This window comes from Citrobacter sp. wls714, assembly GCF_005281025.1.
Lineage (GTDB): Bacteria > Pseudomonadota > Gammaproteobacteria > Enterobacterales > Enterobacteriaceae > Citrobacter > Citrobacter werkmanii.
This window is the reverse complement of sequence record NZ_SZWZ01000061.1, coordinates 15862-35227: the sequence shown is the minus strand read 5'-3', so window position 1 is coordinate 35227 and position 19366 is coordinate 15862. Positions and strand designations below refer to the sequence as shown.

At 55.3% G+C, this 19366-nt stretch carries 21 protein-coding genes; 4 read left to right on the top strand and 17 right to left on the bottom strand.

What is annotated here, in order from left to right; all coding sequences use genetic code 11:
- Positions 1 to 52 precede the first annotated feature (52 nt).
- Entirely contained in the window at positions 53 to 382 is a 330-nt protein-coding gene (gene yjdP, locus FDX11_RS12015) for a DDRRRQL repeat protein YjdP (protein WP_042312933.1), read from the top strand.
- A 3-nt stretch (positions 383 to 385) separates the two neighbouring features.
- On the opposite strand, the gene phnP is transcribed toward yjdP, so the two are convergent.
- The 16 genes from phnP to FDX11_RS11935 form a co-directional block, all read right to left on the bottom strand.
- The gene (gene phnP, locus FDX11_RS12010; RefSeq protein ID WP_042312931.1) at positions 386 to 1144 is read right to left on the bottom strand and encodes a phosphonate metabolism protein PhnP; all 759 of its coding nucleotides are present in this window, start codon (positions 1142 to 1144) and stop codon (positions 386 to 388) included.
- An 8-nt stretch (positions 1145 to 1152) separates the two neighbouring features.
- Positions 1153 to 1587, bottom strand: coding sequence for an aminoalkylphosphonate N-acetyltransferase (gene phnO, locus FDX11_RS12005; RefSeq protein WP_042312929.1), 435 nt, complete (start codon positions 1585 to 1587; stop codon positions 1153 to 1155).
- The gene (phnN, locus tag FDX11_RS12000) at positions 1574 to 2128 is read right to left on the bottom strand and encodes a ribose 1,5-bisphosphokinase (protein WP_038636371.1); all 555 of its coding nucleotides are present in this window, start codon (positions 2126 to 2128) and stop codon (positions 1574 to 1576) included. The genes phnO and phnN overlap by 14 nt, the downstream gene beginning before the upstream one ends.
- A 2-nt stretch (positions 2129 to 2130) precedes the next feature.
- On the bottom strand, positions 2131 to 3267 hold the full coding sequence (gene phnM / locus FDX11_RS11995; RefSeq protein ID WP_042312927.1) for an alpha-D-ribose 1-methylphosphonate 5-triphosphate diphosphatase: 1137 nt from the start codon (positions 3265 to 3267) through the stop codon (positions 2131 to 2133).
- Positions 3264 to 3944, bottom strand: coding sequence for a phosphonate C-P lyase system protein PhnL (gene phnL / locus FDX11_RS11990; RefSeq protein WP_042312926.1), 681 nt, complete (start codon positions 3942 to 3944; stop codon positions 3264 to 3266). Before phnL ends, phnM begins: the two co-directional genes overlap by 4 nt.
- Before the next feature lie 107 nt (positions 3945 to 4051).
- Positions 4052 to 4810, bottom strand: coding sequence for a phosphonate C-P lyase system protein PhnK (gene phnK, locus FDX11_RS11985; RefSeq protein WP_042312925.1), 759 nt, complete (start codon positions 4808 to 4810; stop codon positions 4052 to 4054).
- On the bottom strand, positions 4807 to 5598 hold the full coding sequence (gene phnJ, locus FDX11_RS11980; RefSeq protein ID WP_061382714.1) for an alpha-D-ribose 1-methylphosphonate 5-phosphate C-P-lyase PhnJ: 792 nt from the start codon (positions 5596 to 5598) through the stop codon (positions 4807 to 4809). Before phnJ ends, phnK begins: the two co-directional genes overlap by 4 nt.
- Positions 5599 to 5644: 46 nt before the next feature.
- Positions 5645 to 6712: a carbon-phosphorus lyase complex subunit PhnI gene (locus FDX11_RS11975; RefSeq protein ID WP_137397972.1), complete on the bottom strand. Its 1068-nt coding sequence runs from the start codon at positions 6710 to 6712 to the stop codon at positions 5645 to 5647.
- The gene (gene phnH / locus FDX11_RS11970) at positions 6712 to 7296 is read right to left on the bottom strand and encodes a phosphonate C-P lyase system protein PhnH (RefSeq protein ID WP_137397971.1); all 585 of its coding nucleotides are present in this window, start codon (positions 7294 to 7296) and stop codon (positions 6712 to 6714) included. The genes FDX11_RS11975 and phnH overlap by 1 nt, the downstream gene beginning before the upstream one ends.
- Positions 7293 to 7745 carry a phosphonate C-P lyase system protein PhnG gene (phnG, locus tag FDX11_RS11965; protein ID WP_042312918.1) on the bottom strand — a complete coding sequence of 151 codons (453 nt, stop codon included), beginning with the start codon at positions 7743 to 7745 and terminating at the stop codon, positions 7293 to 7295. Before phnG ends, phnH begins: the two co-directional genes overlap by 4 nt.
- Positions 7746 to 8471, bottom strand: coding sequence for a phosphonate metabolism transcriptional regulator PhnF (gene phnF / locus FDX11_RS11960; RefSeq protein WP_042312915.1), 726 nt, complete (start codon positions 8469 to 8471; stop codon positions 7746 to 7748).
- A 20-nt stretch (positions 8472 to 8491) separates the two neighbouring features.
- A complete protein-coding gene (gene phnE, locus FDX11_RS11955; protein ID WP_038636402.1) occupies positions 8492 to 9271 on the bottom strand; it encodes a phosphonate ABC transporter, permease protein PhnE in 780 nt (259 codons plus the stop codon).
- Positions 9272 to 9339: 68 nt separating this feature from the next.
- Positions 9340 to 10356, bottom strand: a complete 1017-nt coding sequence (phnD, locus tag FDX11_RS11950) for a phosphonate ABC transporter substrate-binding protein (protein WP_137397970.1) — start codon at positions 10354 to 10356, stop codon at positions 9340 to 9342.
- 23 nt (positions 10357 to 10379) lie between these two features.
- A complete protein-coding gene (phnC, locus tag FDX11_RS11945) occupies positions 10380 to 11168 on the bottom strand; it encodes a phosphonate ABC transporter ATP-binding protein (protein WP_038636408.1) in 789 nt (262 codons plus the stop codon).
- 132 nt (positions 11169 to 11300) lie between these two features.
- Entirely contained in the window at positions 11301 to 11747 is a 447-nt protein-coding gene (gene yjdN / locus FDX11_RS11940) for a VOC family metalloprotein YjdN (protein ID WP_038636411.1), read from the bottom strand.
- Positions 11748 to 11886: 139 nt separating this feature from the next.
- Positions 11887 to 12222 (bottom strand): zinc ribbon domain-containing protein YjdM, encoded by a 336-nt coding sequence (locus FDX11_RS11935; RefSeq protein ID WP_003031835.1) that lies wholly within the window; start codon positions 12220 to 12222, stop codon positions 11887 to 11889.
- Between the two features lie 538 nt (positions 12223 to 12760).
- On the opposite strand from FDX11_RS11935, the gene crfC reads away from it, so the two are divergent.
- Positions 12761 to 15118: a clamp-binding protein CrfC gene (gene crfC / locus FDX11_RS11930; RefSeq protein ID WP_061382673.1), complete on the top strand. Its 2358-nt coding sequence runs from the start codon at positions 12761 to 12763 to the stop codon at positions 15116 to 15118.
- On the top strand, positions 15115 to 16008 hold the full coding sequence (locus FDX11_RS11925; protein ID WP_137397969.1) for a diguanylate cyclase regulator RdcB family protein: 894 nt from the start codon (positions 15115 to 15117) through the stop codon (positions 16006 to 16008). Before crfC ends, FDX11_RS11925 begins: the two co-directional genes overlap by 4 nt.
- 30 nt (positions 16009 to 16038) lie before the next feature.
- On the opposite strand, the gene kdgT is transcribed toward FDX11_RS11925, so the two are convergent.
- On the bottom strand, positions 16039 to 17037 hold the full coding sequence (kdgT, locus tag FDX11_RS11920; RefSeq protein ID WP_042312904.1) for a 2-keto-3-deoxygluconate transporter: 999 nt from the start codon (positions 17035 to 17037) through the stop codon (positions 16039 to 16041).
- Positions 17038 to 17736: 699 nt separating this feature from the next.
- Between kdgT and proP the strand changes: the two genes are divergently transcribed.
- Complete coding sequence (gene proP / locus FDX11_RS11915) at positions 17737 to 19239, top strand: glycine betaine/L-proline transporter ProP (RefSeq protein ID WP_042312901.1); 1503 nt, start codon at positions 17737 to 17739, stop codon at positions 19237 to 19239.
- Positions 19240 to 19366 lie beyond the last annotated feature (127 nt).

Here is a 19366-nt window from a genome sequence, read left to right as displayed (position 1 = left end):
CGCAAATTCGCTTTGATTACCGTGGGGCGAGTTTCTCGATGAGGCTGGTTTTATGCAACGCTCCACGACATTCTTACTTTTCACTCTGCTGATGATGACCACCGTTTCGGCGCAGGCGGATATTATCGATGACGCCATCGGCAATATTCAGCAGGCGATTAACGACGCATACAAACCGGACAACGGGCGGGATTATGATGACTCTCGTGATGAAAGCTGGCAGCGTCAGATGAGTGACGATCGACGCAGACAGTATGATAATCGCCGCCGTCAGTTTGAAGACCGACGTCGCCAACTGGATGACCGCCAGCGCCAGCTCGATCAGGAACGGCGTCAGTTAGAAGACGAAGAACGCAGAATGGAAGAGGATTATGATCGTTAGCTGTTACTCCAGCACAATCTCCATCCCATCATATCCTGCTTCGATGCCTGCCGGCAGCGGATTTTCCATTAACCACTGGTCGAACTGGTGGCTGATATGCGTCAGGATCACCCTTGGACAGCGCATAACCTCGTTCAGCGCGATGACGGTATTGAGATCGCAATGATTGCGCGGCGGCTCGGCTCGCGGGGCATGGCTGCAGTCGATGATAATCACCTGCGGTGGGTTATTGTGGAGAAACTTCAGCGTCTTATCGGGAAGCCCGGCGGTGTCGGAGAGCCACGCCACGCGGCTGTGCGCGGTCTCGAACAGATAGCCAAACGTTAGCTTTGAATGGTTGAGCGGCAGCGGCGTCACCTGCAACCCTTGCAGGTCAAATACCACGAACGGCGCAACGGTATGGCTAAAATCGAGAATACCGGGATGCTTAAACAGATCGTCGCAACCCTGTTCATCCGGCGGACCGTACACCGGGATATTCGCCCCTACGCCCCAGCGCAACGGGAACAACCCCTGCACATGATCCATATGATAGTGGGTCAGCAGAAACTGCTGAAAGCTGCCTGCTGGCCAGTCGTCCATCAGATGCGGGATCCCCGCATCCAGCAGGGTCACCGCATGATTGAATTTGACCACCCCGCTACAGGGGCGTCGACGGTATTGCGCCTGTAAGCGCGCCCGCTGACAGGCCGCGCAGTCGCAGCCAAATGCCGGCACCAGCTGCGCGCCGCCGGTTCCCGTCAGCGTAATGGTCAGACTCATGGCTCCTCCTACAACGGTTTGGTGAAGCGAAAATGGCTCTGGGTATAGCCTTCGCGCTGGTAAAAACGATGCGCGTTAAGGCGTTGGGTGCTGGTGGAAAGCTCGGTCATTTCTGCGCCTGCTTCGCGCGCGGTGGCTTCGGCCCAGGCCAGTAGTTGGCTGCCTACCGTTAATCCTCGCGCCTGTGGCATCACCACCAGTTCCTGAATCTCGCCAATCCAGTTGGCGTGGTGCAGATGAAACTGCAGGTGCAGACCGATCAAGCCGACGACCTGCCCGTCGAGCAGCGCCAGCTGGTAGTGCATATTAGGATCTTGCAGATTCGCGGCGTATCCGGCGTTAAAGGCCTGGTGATCGAATTGTCCCTGCTTGAGTTCACAGATAAGCGCGTAAACCACATCGGTATCGTAGAGCGTGGCGCGGCGTAATTCACAGACAGACATGTTTCTTCTCCTTGCGTCCCATCAGTGCGAGCAGTGTATCGACAGACTGTAGCAAACTGCCATCATTGTTGAGGACGTGGCAGTCATACGGCGCGTAGCGGGCCGCGCGTTCAAGGCGGGCGGCGATTTCCGTTTCACTCTCCCGCCCACGCGCCTGCAGACGCTGCCGTAGAATCGCTGGGGAGACCTGTAAGCAAATAGGAAGTAACGACGCGCCGTAACGAGCCTGCGCCTGGGGCAGATGGGCGCGCGATCCGTTGACCACCACATCAAAACCGGCGTGCAGCCAGAGGTCAATCTCCACGCCCACGCCGTAGTAGAAGCCGTTCGCGTGCCAGCTCAGCGCTAGCAGATTCTGCCCGGCGCGGGTAAAAAATTCTTGTTCACTCAGCGCAATATGATTTTCATTCCCGGCGTTAGCGGCACGGGTGATGTATCGATGCGCCACCAGCAGTTGCGCGGGTTCCTGCAGGCGGAGTTCTGCCAGCAGACTGTCCTTACCAGAGCCGGATGGCCCCATCAGCCAGATCAGTTTCCCCATAGTCAGAATACCCTTTTGCCCTGACGCCAGACGTGGTCGATATGGATGTTGCCGCCTTTGCGATGTGCCAGCACCAGATCCGCCCGTTTACCTTCGGCAACAACGCCGCGATCGTCGAGATTCAATGCCCGCGCCGGATTGCGGGTCACCAGACGAATCGCCTGCGGCAGCGTAAAGCGGTTGGTGTCGTCATCCGCTACGCGAAATGCCGCATCGAGCAGGCTGGCGGGGTAGTAGTCGGAAGAGAGAATATCCAGCAGCCCCAGTTCAGCCAGCTTATGCGCCGCCACGTTGCCGGAGTGAGAACCGCCGCGCACGATGTTGGGCGCCCCCATCAGTACGTTCATACCATGCTGACGCGAGGCTTCAGCCGCTTCGAAGGTGGTGGGAAATTCGGCGATCACGCTGCCAAGCTGGTGCGATTCCAGCACATGATCATGGGTGGCATCATCATGGCTCGCCAGCGCAATCTGGCGCTCACGACACATCTGGGCAATCGCCGTGCGATTGGGCTGTGACCAACGCGCCGCCAGCGCTAACTGTTCTTCTTCATAGCGGGCCATCTGCTCGTCGGTGAGCGAATATTTGCCCTGATAATACTCGCGGTACTTTTCTCGATTGGCGAACTGGCGCTGGCCCGGCGAATGATCCATCAGTGAAACCAGCGTCACCGGCTCGCGCCCGACCAGTTTTTCAAACAGCGGCAGTGTAGTGTGGTGCGGCAATTCGCAGCGCAGATGCAGGCGGTGTTCGGCGCGATTGACCCCGCGTTTTTGCGTCTCTTCCACGGCGTTGATCATCTTCTCCAGATTTTCCAGCCGATCGCCGCCGTCGCGCACGTCGCCAATCGCCACCGCATCCAGCACGGTAGTAATACCGCTGGCGACCATTAGCGCGTCATGGCTACTCATCGCCGAGTGGGCAGGCCAGTCGACCTTCGGACGCGGGGTGAAGAATTTATCCAGATTATCGGTATGCAGCTCAATTAATCCTGGCAGCAGCCAGCCGCCTTCGCCGTCTAAAGCCTCCGGCAGACGGCTCTGGGTTTCGGCAAAGGCGCGAATAAACCCGCCCGCAATTTCCAGCGATCCTTGCACCACTTCATCTTCCAGAACCAGCTTTACATTGTTGATAATCATGCGGTTGTTCCCATCAGGTGCAGGCGGTCCGCTACGCGGTCGCGCACGGTTTGATCGTGAAAAATACCGACAATGGCCGCGCCGCGGGCTTTCGCTTCTTCAATTAAAGCGACGACGGCGGCGCTGTTTTTGGCGTCCAGTGAGGCGGTCGGCTCATCGAGCAGCAGAATCGGGTAATCGACGATAAACCCACGGGCGATGTTGACGCGCTGCTGTTCGCCGCCGGAAAAGGTCGATGGCGCAAGGTGCCACAGGCGTTCCGGCACGTTGAGACGTGTTAACAGGCTGGCGGCTTTCGCGGCGCATTCTTCACGGGATACGCCGAGATCCAGCAGCGGCTGCATCACCACATCCAGCGCGGAAATCCTTGGGATCACGCGTAGAAACTGGCTCACCCAGCCGATGGTTGAACGGCGTACTTCCAGCACTTTGCGCGCCGGGGCCTGCACCAGATCGACCCATTCATCGCTGTGGCGAATGTGGATGTGTCCTTCATCTGGCAGGTAGTTGGCGTACAGCGAACGTAGCAGCGTGGATTTTCCGCTGCCGGAGTGGCCGTGCAGCACCACGCATTCGCCGCTTTTCACTGCCAGAGTGGCGTTTTGCAGCACCGGCAGACGTACGCCGTTTTGCTGGTGGAGCACGAAGGTTTTACTGACGTTTTCAACGCGAATCATTTTTGCCTCGAGATTTTTTGCCGGATGGCGGCTGCGCCTTATCCGGCCTACAAAAGTGCGATCCAGGTAGGCCCGATAAGCGCAGCGCCATCGGGCACAACAAAAAATCAGTTCTGCAATACGGATGACACCAGCAGCTGGGTATACGGATGATGCGGGTCGTCGAGCACGCGGTCGGTTAACCCACTTTCCACCACCTGACCCTGTTTCATCACCAGCAAACGGTCCGCCAGCAGACGCGCCACGCCCAGATCGTGGGTGACAATCACCACCGCCAGATCCAGTTCCACCACCAGGCCACGCAGCAAATCCAGCAGTTTGGCCTGTACCGACACGTCCAGCCCGCCGGTGGGTTCATCCATAAACACTAGCTTTGGGTGGGTGACGAGGTTGCGGGCGATCTGCAGGCGTTGCTGCATCCCGCCGGAGAAGGTGGTCGGCAGGTCGTCGATACGTGAGGCAGGGATCTCCACCTCCTCCAGCCAACGCTGTGCGGTGGCACGGATGTCGCCATAGTGGCGCGCGCCGGTGGCCATCAGGCGTTCGCCGATATTGCCGCCTGCGGAAACCTGACGGCGCAGGCCATCCAGCGGATGCTGATGCACCACGCCCCACTCGGTGCGCAGCAGACGGCGGCGGTCGGCCTCGTTCATGCCGTACAACGAACGGTTCTGATACAAAATGTCACCGTTCTGCGGCGTCAGCCGTGAAGAGATTGATTTCAGCAGGGTGGTTTTGCCGGAACCGGACTCGCCGACGATACCCAGCACTTCGCCAGGCCACAGGTCAAACGAGACGTCGCTGAAGCCTTTGCCCGGCGCGTAGAGATGAGTCAGGTTGTTGACTGAAAGCAGCGGTTGCGTCATTTGCTGAGAGCCTCGCTCTGTTGGCGGCAGTAGTCGGTGTCGGAGCAGACAAACATGCGTTTGCCGGTGTCATCGAGCACTACTTCATCGAGATAGCTGTGGGTAGAGCCGCAGATGGCGCAAGGCTCATCCCAGCTCTGCACGGTAAACGGGTGATCGTCGAAATCGAGGCTCTCTACGCGGGTGTAAGGTGGAACGGCATAGATGCGTTTTTCGCGACCTGCGCCAAACAGTTGCAGGGCCGGCATCATGTCCATCTTCGGATTGTCGAATTTCGGGATGGGCGACGGGTCCATGACGTAGCGGTTATTGACCTTCACCGGATAGGCGTAGGTAGTGGCGATATGGCCGAAGCGGGCAATATCTTCATACAGTTTCACCTGCATGATGCCGTACTCTTCCAGCGCGTGCATGGTGCGGGTTTCCGTTTCGCGCGGTTCAATAAAGCGCAGCGGCTCAGGGATTGGCACCTGGAAGATGATTATCTGATCTTCCACCAAGGGGGTTTCCGGGATGCGATGGCGGGTCTGGATCAGCGTGGCGTCTTCGGTACACTCCGTCGTCGCCACGCCCGTCACGCGTTTGAAGAAGTTGCGGATCGACACCGCGTTGGTGGTGTCGTCCGCGCCCTGGTCAATCACCTTCAGCACGTCCGGTTCGCCAATCACGCTGGCGGTAAGTTGAATGCCGCCTGTGCCCCAGCCGTAGGGCATCGGCATTTCGCGTCCGCCGAACGGCACCTGATAGCCGGGGATGGCTACCGCTTTTAAAATGGCGCGGCGGATCATGCGTTTGGTCTGTTCATCAAGATACGCAAAGTTGTAGCCGGAGAGGTTAGCGGTCACGGGCGGCCTCCTGTTGCAGGCGTTTGAGCAGTTCCAGTTCGGCCTGGAAATCGACGTAATGGGGGAGCTTGAGGTGCGATACAAAACCCGCCGCCTCGACGTTATCCGCATGCGCCAGCACGAACTCTTCGTCCTGCGCCGGTCCCGTGACCGTTTCATCGTATTCGACTGCCTGTAAGGCGCGGTCCACCAGCGCCATCGCCATTGCTTTACGTTCGCTCATGCCGAACACCAGCCCGTAGCCGCGGGTAAAATGGGGAGATTCGTTCTCTGGCGCGACAAAGCCGTTGACCATTTCACACTCAGTCATCAGCAGTTCGCCGACGTTTACCGCAAATCCCAGCTCTTCCGGTACGGTTTCCAGTGCTACGTAACCGCTGCGGATCTCGGCGGCAAACGGGTGGTTGCGTCCGTAACCGCGTTGGGTGGAGTAGGCCAGTGCCAACAGATAGCCTTCGTCGCCGCGCATCAGCTGTTGCAGGCGTGAGGCACGCGAGCACGGATAAACCGGAGGTGTGCGAGTGATATCGTCGGGTGCGTCGCCGTTGTCTTCTTCGCGTTTTGCCAGCCCCTGCTTTGCCAGCAGGGAAAAGACGTGCGGGGAGGCATCCTGCGTGCTATCCGCGCAGCGCAGCGGCGGCGTTTCACCATTGGCCAGCAGGGTAAAATCCAGCAGGCGATGGGTGTAGTCGTAGGTAGGACCTAACAACTGCCCGCCGGGGATGTCCTTGTAGACCGCCGAGATTCGGCGCTCAAGGCGCATTCCTGCACTGTTAAGCGGCTCGCTGACCGCCACTTTTGCCAGCGTCGTGCGGTAGGCACGCAGTAAAAAGATGGCTTCGACGTTATCGCCGCTGGCCTGCTTTAGCGCCAGCGCCGCCAGTTCACGGTCGGCGATGCCGCCTTCGGTCATCACCCGGTCGACAGCCAGGTTCATCTGCTGTTCGATTTGTGCGACGCTCAGTTCGGCAATGGTCTTCTCGCCCCGGCGTCGGTTTTCCTGCAGGGCGTGGGCGTTGGCTATCGCCTTTTCGCCCCCTTTTACGGCGACGTACATCAGCACACCTCCACATGAGTCGTTCGCGGAATAGCCAGCAGGCGTTCGCCGCAGGTGAGGATCAGATCGACTCCCAGCGGGAACGGATGCGGGCGTTCGGTGAGTTCGTGAATCAGGCATTCCGGCAGTTGGGGCGCGATCATGCGTTCTTCGGCAATACCGGCGCCGGTCAGACGCAGCATGCGTCCGCCGCTTAAGCCAGAGACCTGAACAATCAGCGTGGCGCTGGTCTCTGGCGCGACGGCGGAACCGGCGGAGAGGGCGTTTAGCTGTTCGCTGCTGATGCGTTCGTCGGCGACGGCAAATGCCGCCAGCTGCGGCTGATCCGCCAGCGGCGCGTTGGTATGAAAACGCAGATTCTGCCGGGCAATATCGTTATCCATCGACGGCGCCAGCCAGACCGGCGTGTCGCCATCAACCAGAGTCAGCAGCACGCTGGTGGTTGCCAGACCCAGCGGCTGCCAGCCGTGTTTCAGTTGATGCAGGGCGACGATCACGCCCGGCTCGCTCATGGCCTTCAGCAGGCGACGAAAGCTCTGCTGCGCATCCTGAACGGGTAAATTAAAAGCGGTTTGTAAGGTCATGCGTTATCTCCGCGTACCAGCGTGAAGAAGTCGACCCGGCTGGCGTTGATTTCGGCACGGCGTGCGCTAATCAGCGCATCGCGTTCCGCTTCCAGCGGGGCAATCAAGGTTTCCATTAAGCTTTGGAAATGCGTTTGTTCCTGCAGCAGTGCGTCAATTACCGCGCACTGCTCGGCATGGTGTTTGTTACGTCCCAGCAGGTAGCTGTAACCCAGCGTGCCGCTCTTCAGGCGCACCACCGCGCGGGTGAGCGTGGTGTCGCCAGCAAAGAAGCGATTGCCGGTGCCGCCCATGCGGGCCTGGATTTGCAGCAGTCCGCATTCCGGTGCGCGGATAAGTTCATAGTCCGGCGTCAGTTTGAGCGCGTTGATGCGGGCACTCAGGGCATCGGCATTGCTATAAGCCAGCGCGCGCATCCAGCGCTGGCGGGTGGCGGTATCGAAATGCATTCAGTGCTCCATAGTGAATTCGATCATGTCGGCGCGGGTCAGGCTGACGGAGTATTCCGCTGCCTGCTTTTCGCCTTCACGGTGGTTCAGGGTGCGCACGCACAGCAGCGGCGCCATATTGGGGATTTCCAACACCTTGCTCTCTTTGGCCTGGGCCCGGCGGGCGCTGATGCGCGTTTGCGTGCGCAGGAGTGTCAGACCGGACTCTTCGCGTAAGTAGTCATGCAGCGAACCGCTGTTAAAGCCCTGCATAAGCGGCCACAGCGTGAGGTCGGAAAAATAGTGGTCGATTTGGCACAAGGCGATGCCGTTGACCCGGCGCAGAGTACGCAGGTGAATAACGTTGTCGCCTTCGTTAATGCTGAGCGCGTCGGCAATATGGCTGGAGGCCGGGCGCAGCACCGCCAGCAGTTTTTCACTGGTGGGGTGGCTACCCTGGTCCAGCAGGTTCTGACTAAAACGCGCCTGGGCATTGAGCGGGTAATCAAACGGGCGCATCAGCACCAGCACGCCGACGCCCTGGCGACGTTGAACCCAACCACGCTCAACCAACTGGTCAATAGCGCGGCGTAGGGTATGGCGATTCACCTCGTAGCGTGCGGCAAGCTGCTGCTCGGCGGGGAGATAGTCCCCACAGCGATAATGTTGACGAAGCTCCTGCTCAAGTCTTGCGGCAATTTCCTGATAACGCGTTGGATAACTGGTCGGATGTGTAGACAAGTGCATAGCAATCAATGCCTCGCTAATCAGATAAAGTGCTTACGCAAACGCTGGGAAAGGAAATCCAGTAGACTGACGGTGACGATGATTAACACCATCAGGGCGCAGGTTTGCTGGAACTGGAAGCCGCGAATCGCCTCCCATAAGGTCACGCCGATACCGCCCGCGCCCACCATGCCGACCACCGTGGCCGAGCGAACGTTGGACTCAAAACGGTACAGCGAGTAGGAGATCAGCAGCGGCATCACCTGCGGCAAAACGCCGTAGAGGATCTCTTCAATTTTGTTAGCCCCGGTAGCGCGAATGCCTTCTACCGGACCTGGCTCAATGGCTTCTACCGCTTCGGAAAGCAGTTTGGAGAGCACCCCGGTAGTGTGGATAAACAGCGCCATCACCCCGGCGAATGGACCTAAGCCGACGGCGACCACGAACAGCATCGCGAAGACCATTTCGTTGATGGCGCGGCAGGCGTCCATCGCTCTGCGCATCGGCTGGTAAATCCACCACGGCACGAGGTTATCGGCGCACATCAGGCCGAAGGGGATCGACAGTACAACGGCGAGGGCGGTCCCCCAGACGGCGATTTGCAGGGTGACGGCCATTTCACCGAGATAGTCCTGCCACTGGCTGAAGTCCGGCGGGAAGAAGTCGGCGGCGAAGGTCGCCATATTGCCAGAATCCTGGATCAGCGTGAGCGGCGCCATTTCGGCACCTTTCCACGAGACCACCAGCACGGCGAGAAGAATGGCCCAGCTCAGCAGCGAGAACCAGCTACGTTTGGGCGGGGCGACGGTGATGGTTTGCATGTTTAGCTCCGTTGGTACGTGTGTTTGCGTTGTAGGCCGGATGGCGCTGTGCTTATCCGGCCTACAAATCACTGCACAGCTTTAGTGACGCTGGTCATGGCGCCCAGCGCGGCGGTCAGACGGTCCAGGTCGTCGAGCTGCGCTTTCAGCGCTGAGGTTTTGCTGGTTTTCTCTTCCTCGTTCAGCCCTTTGTTGTCCTTCACGCCCTGCATCTCTTTAAACAGCGCCAGTTGACGAATTGGCACCAGTTGCAGGTCGCTGGAGGCACGGAACGGCGCCCAGCCCAGACGCTCCAGTACGGTTTTCTGCTCCGGCGTTTTGCCGTAATTCATAAAGAAGTCGTACACCTTGTCCTTGGTGGTTTCGGAGAGGTTTTTACGCCAGACGATCGGATCGCCCGGGATCAGCGGTGACTTCCAGATCACCTTCAGCTCTTTCAGTTTTTCCGGTGCGGAAGTTTTCAGTTTGTCGAGGTTTTCGGTGTTGTTGGTGGCGACATCGACCTGCTTGTTGGCGACGGCCAGCGCGTTGGTTTCGTGTCCGGCGTTAACGGTGCGTTTGAAGTCGCTGGCGGAGATGTTGTTTTTGGCGAAGACGTAGTAGCCGGGGACGAGGAAGCCTGACGTGGAGTTGGGATCGCCGTTGCCGAAGGTCAGATCCTTACGTTTGGCGATCAGATCGTTCAGGTTGTTGATCGGACTATCTTTGTTAACGATCAACACGCTCCAGTAACCCGGGGATCCGTCGGCGGCGACGGTCTGGGCAAACACTTGTCCGTTAGCGCGATCCACCGCTTCCATTGCCGAGAGGTTGCCGTACCAGGCGATATCGACTTTGTTAAAGCGCATTCCCTGGATGATCCCGGCGTAGTCCGGGGCGAAGAAGGCGTTCACTTTCACGCCCAGGGATTTTTCCATGTCCTTCAGGAACGGTTCCCACTGCGGCTTCAGGTTTTGCTGTGATTCGGTCGAAATAATGCCGAAGTTCAGCGCTTTTTCCTGCTCTTCGGCATGGGCCGGGCTGAGCAGGGTGCTGAGACTAAACATGCTGGTAAAGGCCAGCGCGGCAACTGTCTTATAGCTCATTTCCATTCCTCATTGTGGGGATGTCAGGCAGCTTGCGCGTTCTGTTCGACGCGGTTCATGCTGCGATAGAGATGGTCAAATCGATCGTTATCAAAATGCTGGCTGCTGCCATCAAAGAAGACGTTGCCCTGGCGCAGCGCGACAATGCGTTCGCAATAGCGCAGGGCGTAATCCACCTGGTGCAGCGTGACGACCACGGTGATGCCGTCGGTCTGGTTAATGTCGCGCAGGGTATCCATTACGATGCGTGCGGATTCCGGGTCCAGCGAAGCAATTGGCTCATCGGCCAGGATCACTTTGGCCTGCTGCATCAGCGCCCGGGCGATAGCGACGCGTTGCTGTTGCCCGCCCGAAAGCGTAGAAACGCGCTGATACGCAAAGTGCGCCATGCCAACGCGGGTCAGCGCCTGGAGCGCGCGTTGTTTCTGCTCCTGACTGAACCAGCTAAAACAGGTGCGCCAGAATGGCGTGCTGCCGAGAGCGCCAATCAGCACGTTCTCCAGCACCGTCAGACGGTTCACCAGATTGAACTGCTGGAAGATGTAGCCGGTGTGGGCGCGGCTTTGGCGGATATCGCGCGCCAGCCGACCTTCGTGTTGAACGGTGCGACCCAGCAGCTCGACGTGGCTACCGGGCGATTTATCACCTGTGATCAAACCGCTTAAATGACGTAAAAGGGTGGATTTGCCGGAGCCAGACGGCCCAAGCAGAGCCACCATCTCACCGGAACAGATGCTCAGATCAACCGCATTGAGCGCCTGATGCTGGTTGAAAGATTTGGAGAGTTTCTCGACGCGGATAATCGTTTGCATGATGCGGCCTCCCTAAAAAAGTGGCCCCATCGTGGCGGATCAATGTGACGCTTTCGTTAAGGGATGGTTACTTGACGATGAAGAGTTGAGCGATTTTTAATGACAGTACGGGAGGGCAAGCCTCCCGTTGGATTACTCGGTAGGTTGCTGCTGTTTGACGACGTTGATCATCCACGGCACGCCATACTGGTCGCTCACTTTACCAAAACCGTGGGCCCAGAAGGTTTCCTGCCAGTCCATTTCGATTTTTCCGTTTGCCGCGAGGTTATCAAACCAGCGCTTACCTTCGTCGACATTTTGCGTGTCGAGCACCAGTGTAAAGCCAGAGTAGTGGGCATTTCCATCGGGGGCGCTATCGCTCATCATGATGTCGCTGCCCGCAACGCGTAGGTTGGCGTGGGCGATGGCGGTATCGGGGAATTTCATTCCTGAAGGGCAACCTTCTTCACTGTCCTGCGCCGATTTGGGCATTTCACCGAAGTTGATTTTGTAGAGAAGCTCGGCGCCTAATGTTTTTTGATAGTAGGCGATGGCGTCTGCGCAGTTGCCTGCAAAGGAGATATAGGGACTTAACGGCATGATCTTTACCTCAGGTAAAAGAAACCAGTTAAGTGTAGTTAGCGTCTGCAAAAATAAACCAGGCGGGAAGTATGAGCTTCCCGCCTGGCAGATGAGCTGACGTAGACCTGATTAGCGCAGCGCCATCAGGCAATTTGCATCAGTTCTTTTTCACAAACTCTGATTTCAGTTTCATTGGGCCAAAGCCATCGATTTTGCAATCGATGTTGTGGTCGCCTTCCACCAGACGAATGTTTTTTACTTTGGTACCGATCTTCAGCATTGAAGAGCTACCTTTTACCTTCAGGTCTTTCACTACGGTAACGCTGTCGCCGTCGGCCAGCAGGTTGCCGTTAGCATCTTTAACGATGAGCTCGTCGCTGTCCTGAGCCGGTTCAGCATCGTTCCATTCGTGAGCGCATTCCGGGCAGATGAACATGCCGTTATCTTCGTAAGTGTATTCGGAGTTGCATTGTGGGCAGTGTGGTAATGACATGTCGATTTCCTCAAAAGTCAGCAGGGGCAAATGCGCCCAAAAAATGGCAGATTGCCGAAAAAGGCCGCAATTATACATAAAATCCCTGCTTTTGTCGGGACTACTGCGCGATAAAGCAAAATGATCTGCTGTAAAGATCCTTTGCTTTCACATCAATGAAGTATGGCGCAATATTTTTTAAGGGAAATTGCTACCCCAGGTTATTTAAGATAAGGTGAGGCGAAATAACTGATATTCATAGGTAACACCGCTTACGGGTGTCTACGTCCTGATGATTGAATATCTCCTGCCCCCTTAATTTTAGTAGGGGAATTCAGCGGGGATTTTATAAAACTGAACTACGCTGTTTATCTTTCTTACTTATTACATAAGTGAGAGGCATCAGGCCAGCGGTTATATGCCAAATTTATTTTAATAATATCAATTGGTTGTTTCGATTTTAATTATTTCTACACGTAATTATAAAAGCCGAAAATCTATAAATAAAACGATTAGGCTAAATAAAAGCAATGCCATTTGCGTTAAGGAAAAATTTTCCATGCACACACAGACAATATATGAATTAAGTCAGGAAGCTGAACGCTTGCTGATGCTCTCTCTTGAACATCTCCGGCAATTACAAAAATTGCCCATCACGTCGTTGGATGATGTCGCGCTACAACATGGAGAGCACAGCAGACAGGTTGTTCAGCCCCTGCATTTCAGCGTGCGTGGCATGGATGTCCAGCAAGCAACGCTCAATAATGAACTGCGCAAGATTACGCGTCTGGAAATGGTGCTGGCCATCGTTGGCACCATGAAAGCGGGAAAATCGACGACGATTAATGCGATTGTCGGCACAGAAGTTTTACCTAATCGCAATCGCCCGATGACGGCGTTACCGACGCTTATTCGCCATACGCCGGGGCAGAAAGAGCCGGTGCTGCATTTTTCGCATGTCGCGCCGATCGACGCCTTAATGAAAGTTTTACAGCAGCGTATGCGGGCATGCGATCGCCAGCGTCTTACGCAGACGCTGGAAATTGATAAGGATATGAACGTCCTGCTGCAGCATATTGAAAACGGCGTGGCATTTGAACGGTATTATCTTGGCGCCCAGCCTATTTTCCATTGTCTTAAAAGCCTGAATGACCTGGTGCGTTTGTCAAAAGCGCTGGAGGCTGATTTTCCTTTTGCCGCCTATGCCGCGATTGAGCATATTCCGGTTATCGAGGTCGAATTTGTCCATTTGGCCGGACAGGCAAGCTATCCGGGGCAATTAACGCTGCTGGATACCCCGGGGCCGAACGAGGCCGGACAACCGCACTTACAAAAAATGCTGAATGAACAGCTGGCGCGGGCTTCTGCGGTCCTGGCGGTGATGGATTACACCCAACTGAAGTCGATTTCCGATGAAGAAGTCCGGCGGTCGATTATGGCGGTTGGGAAATCAGTGCCGCTGTACGCGCTGGTCAACAAATTCGATCAGAAAGACCGCAACAGTGATGATGAAGAGCAGGTGCGGGCCTTGATATCTGGCACGCTGATGCAAGGCGGAATCACCCCTGAGCGGATCTATCCGGTTTCTTCGATGTGGGGCTATCTGGCGAACAGAGCGCGTCATGAGCTAACCACCCGTGGGCGGTTGCCGGATCATCAGGTGCAACGCTGGGTACAGGATTTTGCCGAAGCGGCGCTTGGCAGACGCTGGCGTACCACCGATCTTGAGGATACGGAGCATATCCGTCATGCCGCCGATTTACTGTGGGAAGATTCGCTGTTTGAGCAGCCGATCCAGAAAGTGATTCATGCCGCTCACGCCAATGCCTCGCTATATGCGCTACGTTCCGCGTCGCATAAGTTATTAAACTATGCGCAAAGCGCGCACGAATATCTGGAGTTTCGCGCCCATGGATTAACGGTGGCCTATGAAAAACTGCGGCTGAACATTACGCATATTGAAGAGGATATGCAGCAGTTACAGGTGAGCCAGGGGCGAGTGAGCGATGAAGTTAACCATGAGGTAGAACTGGCGTTGGCGTCTGCCGCGGCCTATCTCAATGAGCAACAGACTGAGATTCTGTGTGGCATCAATACGTTTTTTGTCAAAGAAAACGTCCTGATGATGTCACCGCACGGTCAGGGATCAGGCGCTATAACGGCTGAAATGGCGGGTGAAATGCTGGTGCTGCATGATGAAGGGCAGGCAAAAATTGTCTTAGATAAAATGCGCTCCTCCTGTGAAGGGGTATTGCTGGCAGCGCAGGAGAGTATTAGCCGGGATTTAGCGCTACGTTTTGAGCAGCTTGAGTCGACCCTGTCCCGGGCTCTCAATGACGCTATGCACCCCATTGAATTGCGGGTGAAAGAGGAGCTGAATCACGCCGGATTTCGTGCGCGGATCCGTTTTCCTGCGTTTCATGCGGCGATGTTTAACTTCAATACCCGCCAGTTGTTCAATGAGGCCATTGAGCAGGATATTCCGGCGGAAAATGCGTCGACTACTGGCGGTGTGGTGCGTGACACCTTCTCCCGTTGGCTGAACCAACCCAACTGGGGGTGGAATGATTACGTCGAAACAAAAACGCGTTATCTCATTGATATGGGCGCGCTGCACAAGAGTCTTGTGCATTACGTTACCCAGTTTTGCCAACAAATTCGTAAAGCTTTAGTTGCTCAGGTCGATATTTCCGTTACGGCAGGCATGGCCACGTTTTTTGCTGATTTTTCACTGTGTCTGGCGCAATTACAGGCGAGCCTGCGTGAGAGCCTGACTCTGCGCCAGCAAAATGAGTCTGCGGTGAATGCGTTGAATGAACAATTGCAGCATCGCATTACGATGGCGGCATGGCTTTATGAAGATTCCCGCTTGCTGCGCGACGATATCAACACCCTTTTTGCAACTGAGCACACATGACTAACGTGTTACTGGAAGGCCCCGGGCGGACGCTGGAGTGTGTCTACCCGAAGTTTATGGTCGATCTGGTTCAAGGAGATGAAACCAAACGTTCCGGCGGTTTTCTGCAACAGCAGCAGCGGTTGCGTGCACGCCTGACGCAGGAGGTGCTATCCCAGACGCAACTGAGTGCGTGGGTGATGGCGGGCGTGTCCAGCGAGCACCTGGTGATGCGTCTGAAGCTGGTGGAGAAGCTGGCAGGCATGATCGATCCAGGCCATCTGGCGCTGGTGCGCATCGCTGAAGGGCTAATGTTTTTGCAACAGACCGAACATCCGCGGGGGCTGTCCACCCCCGGTCTCATACAGCAGATAAATTCGCTTATGGACGGGTTCACTCAACGCGGCGCGTATAAGGAGAAGGCGTTGACGCAACGCGGCCTGACGGTTCAGGCGGGTGAACACAGCGAGCAAATTTTTACCCGTTGGCGAGCTGGGGCGTATGACGGCTGGTCGTTACCCGGGCGCTGTTTTGTCGCGCTGGAAGAACTGCGCTGGGGCGCTTTCGGTGACGCCTGCCGGTTAGCGAATGCCGATGTGGTCTCAATGCTTAAAGACAATCTGCGCATCATGGCTGCTCAGACGCTGGCAGACAGCGTGAATGCGGCGCCCGCTACGCGTCATTATTATCATCATTGGCTCAGCGCGCCGACGGTCGGCGGCTCGGGCGAGCACAACGATATGTTGAGTTGGTTAGGCGACTGGTGTGATGCGCAGCGCCATCCGGTGAGCTGGTCTGTGACGCAGCGTTGGCAAAATGTGGCGTTGGGAATGCCGCGATTGTGTTCGGCAAAACGTCTGGTTGATGCGATGGTTGAGGAGATTTTTGCACCGCCCCCACTCATCAATTGAGCAGGGACGGTCAGTGAGGCTAAGGCAGAGTTAGTGGTGCAGAGTATCTGCCGGGGTTGCCGCCGTCTCGTTGGCGACCAGGTTTTTATTAAAGCGTTTGGCATACAGCGCGGTGATAATCGGCACCAAAATGGCGGTGACAATCACGCTGGCAGCAACCAGCGCCGTGGCGGAGGCGGCAACCGGTTCAAATGCCGGGTTAATCTGGGCGATAATCACCGGGTTTGCCACCGCAGCGCCTGCCGCAGAAGAGGCTGCCACACCTGCCGTACCGTTCCCGCCACCGATAACGCGGTCAGCAATAATCAGCGGGATACCGGTGATAACGATTACCGCGACGCCCAGCAGAATACCCAACAGACCGGTATCAACGATGACGCTCAGGTTAATGGTATTTCCCAGCGCAAAGCCGAAGAACGGGATTAGTACCGGCGTGGCTTTGCTGAAGAAAGAACGTAGATCATGATCCAGGTTACCCAGCGTAAAGCCAATCAGGAACGGTAATACCGCGCCGATAAAATGGTGTGGCTCGAAGGAGGCCAGGCCCGCTGAACCAAGGATTACCATCGTCATCAACGGACCGGATTCCAGAGACATTAATACAAATGCGCCGGACTCTTCTTTCGTTCCGTACTGGTTCATCAGGCTGGCGTACAGACCACCGTTGGTCATATCCATTGCGGAAACAATTGCCAGTACCGAAAGCCCTGCAAAGAACCCGGTTTGAATACCGGTATCAGGAATAAATGACGCGGCTATCATTGCCACTACCCACGCCACGGCTATTTTGGTGATGACCAACGTACCGGACTTACGTAATACTGTACCGGTTGCCCGTAAATCAATAGATGCGCCAATACAAAAAAACCACACCGCCAGAATAGGCACCGTTCCGCTGATCATGCCTTTGGTAAACGATCCGAAATACGCGCCAGTATCGGGAGCCAAGGTATTTAACACTGCGCCTAATAACAGGGGAATCAACATCATTCCGCCGGGGATGCGTTCAATCGTGGCTTTAATTTTCATAAACGTCCTCATATCTTGTCGCAGGCACTATATGCGCAAGGAGTTAAAAATTAATAAATTCAAATGGTTACTAAAATTTCTTAACAAAGGTAATCGCTATCTCTTTGTTTTATAGAATCTAACGCGGCATACGTTGAGCGTGTTACTGCTCCCAGGGATATTGCGTCTGGAATTAGTTTGCATTCATGGGAACATTGATTCAATCAAAATAAAACGATGTTTTAGTTATCTTCATCACATATTCCGCGCAAAAGTTCTCAAGCGCTCTGATTATTAAAAAAGCTGTGATCTTTTTGTGAAGTGATTAGGTGGTTTTTTTGCTAGCAGAATAATAGTGACCGCTGTGATTGTTGGTGCAATAAAGCGATTTATTCTTGTATTTAATTGTCAGTAAATCGCAAGCATGACATGTAAAAAAGTTGACTCAGAATGACCTTATTTACGCAGGTTGACGAAATGAAATACCATGTGTGAAGTTGATCACAAATTTAAACACTGTTAGGGTAAAGAGGTCATTAACCGCCCAATCAGGCGTCAACAGGTTCGGTTGTACTGCTCGTTTCCAGCCAGTGTAAGTAAACCTGCTACGCTTGTTACAGGGATTGCGTCTGTGCATTCCCCGCTCGGCGATGACCTTAGCGCATGTTGCGTTAGGAGCGTCGAACTGTGCGCGACAGGGCTAAGTCTAAGAGGACTGGTATGCTAAAAAGGAAAAAAATAAAACCCATTACGCTGCGCGACGTCACCATCATTGATGACGGAAAGTTGCGAAAAGCCATTACCGCTGCGTCGTTAGGTAATGCGATGGAGTGGTTCGATTTTGGTGTTTATGGGTTTGTTGCTTACGCATTAGGTAAAGTGTTCTTCCCGGGGGCTGACCCCAGCGTGCAGATGGTTGCCGCGCTCGCCACCTTCTCTGTTCCCTTTCTGATTCGACCGCTTGGCGGATTGTTCTTCGGTATGCTCGGCGATAAATACGGTCGTCAGAAGATCCTCGCTATCACCATTGTGATTATGTCGATCAGTACCTTCTGTATCGGTCTTATTCCCTCGTATGCCTCGATTGGTATCTGGGCGCCGATTCTGCTGCTTGTATGTAAGATGGCACAGGGATTCTCGGTCGGCGGAGAGTACACTGGGGCGTCGATTTTTGTCGCGGAATATTCGCCTGACCGTAAGCGTGGATTTATGGGGAGCTGGCTGGACTTCGGCTCGATCGCCGGGTTTGTGTTGGGCGCGGGCGTGGTGGTTCTGATTTCAACCATTGTCGGCGAGGAAAATTTCCTTGAGTGGGGCTGGCGTATTCCGTTCTTCCTGGCGCTGCCGTTAGGGCTGATTGGTCTGTACCTGCGTCATGCGCTGGAAGAGACGCCGGCGTTCCAGCAGCACGTTGATAAACTGGAACAGGGCGACCGTGAGGGTCTGCAGGAAGGTCCGAAGGTTTCCTTTAAAGAGATTGCTACCAAACACTGGCGCAGCCTGTTGGCATGTATCGGCCTGGTGATTGCCACCAACGTTACCTATTACATGCTGCTCACCTATATGCCGAGCTACCTGTCGCATAACCTGCATTACTCTGAAGATCACGGCGTGCTGATTATTATCGCCATTATGATTGGTATGTTGTTTGTGCAGCCGGTGATGGGTCTGCTCAGCGACCGCTTCGGTCGTCGCCCGTTTGTGATTATGGGCAGTATTGCGCTATTTGTGCTGGCCATTCCGGCATTTATTCTGATTAACAGTAATGTCATCGGCCTGATTTTTGCCGGGCTGCTGATGCTGGCGGTGATCCTCAACTGCTTTACCGGGGTGATGGCTTCAACGTTACCGGCGATGTTCCCGACGCATATTCGTTATAGCGCGTTGGCGGCGGCGTTTAATATCTCGGTCCTGGTTGCGGGTCTGACGCCAACCCTGGCTGCCTGGCTGGTGGAAAGTTCGCAGAATCTGATGATGCCTGCTTATTACCTGATGGTGATTGCGGTGGTTGGTTTAATTACCGGTATCACCATGAAAGAGACCGCGAATAAGCCACTGAAAGGGGCGACGCCTGCCGCTTCGGATATTCAGGAAGCGAAAGAGATCCTCGGTGAGCACTACGATAACATCGAGCATAAAATCGAAGATATTGATCAGGAAATTGCGGAATTGCAGCTTAAGCGTTCGCGCCTGGTGCAGCAGCATCCGCGTATTGATGAGTAATCAGCTCTCAGGCCTACAGGTAGCGTTGTACTCAGTAGGCCGGATAAGGCGTCAACTGCCGTCCGGCGCATTATGGTGATCTATCACAGCGACTTAAGGTTGGCTTAATATCTTTCAGGCAAACTCT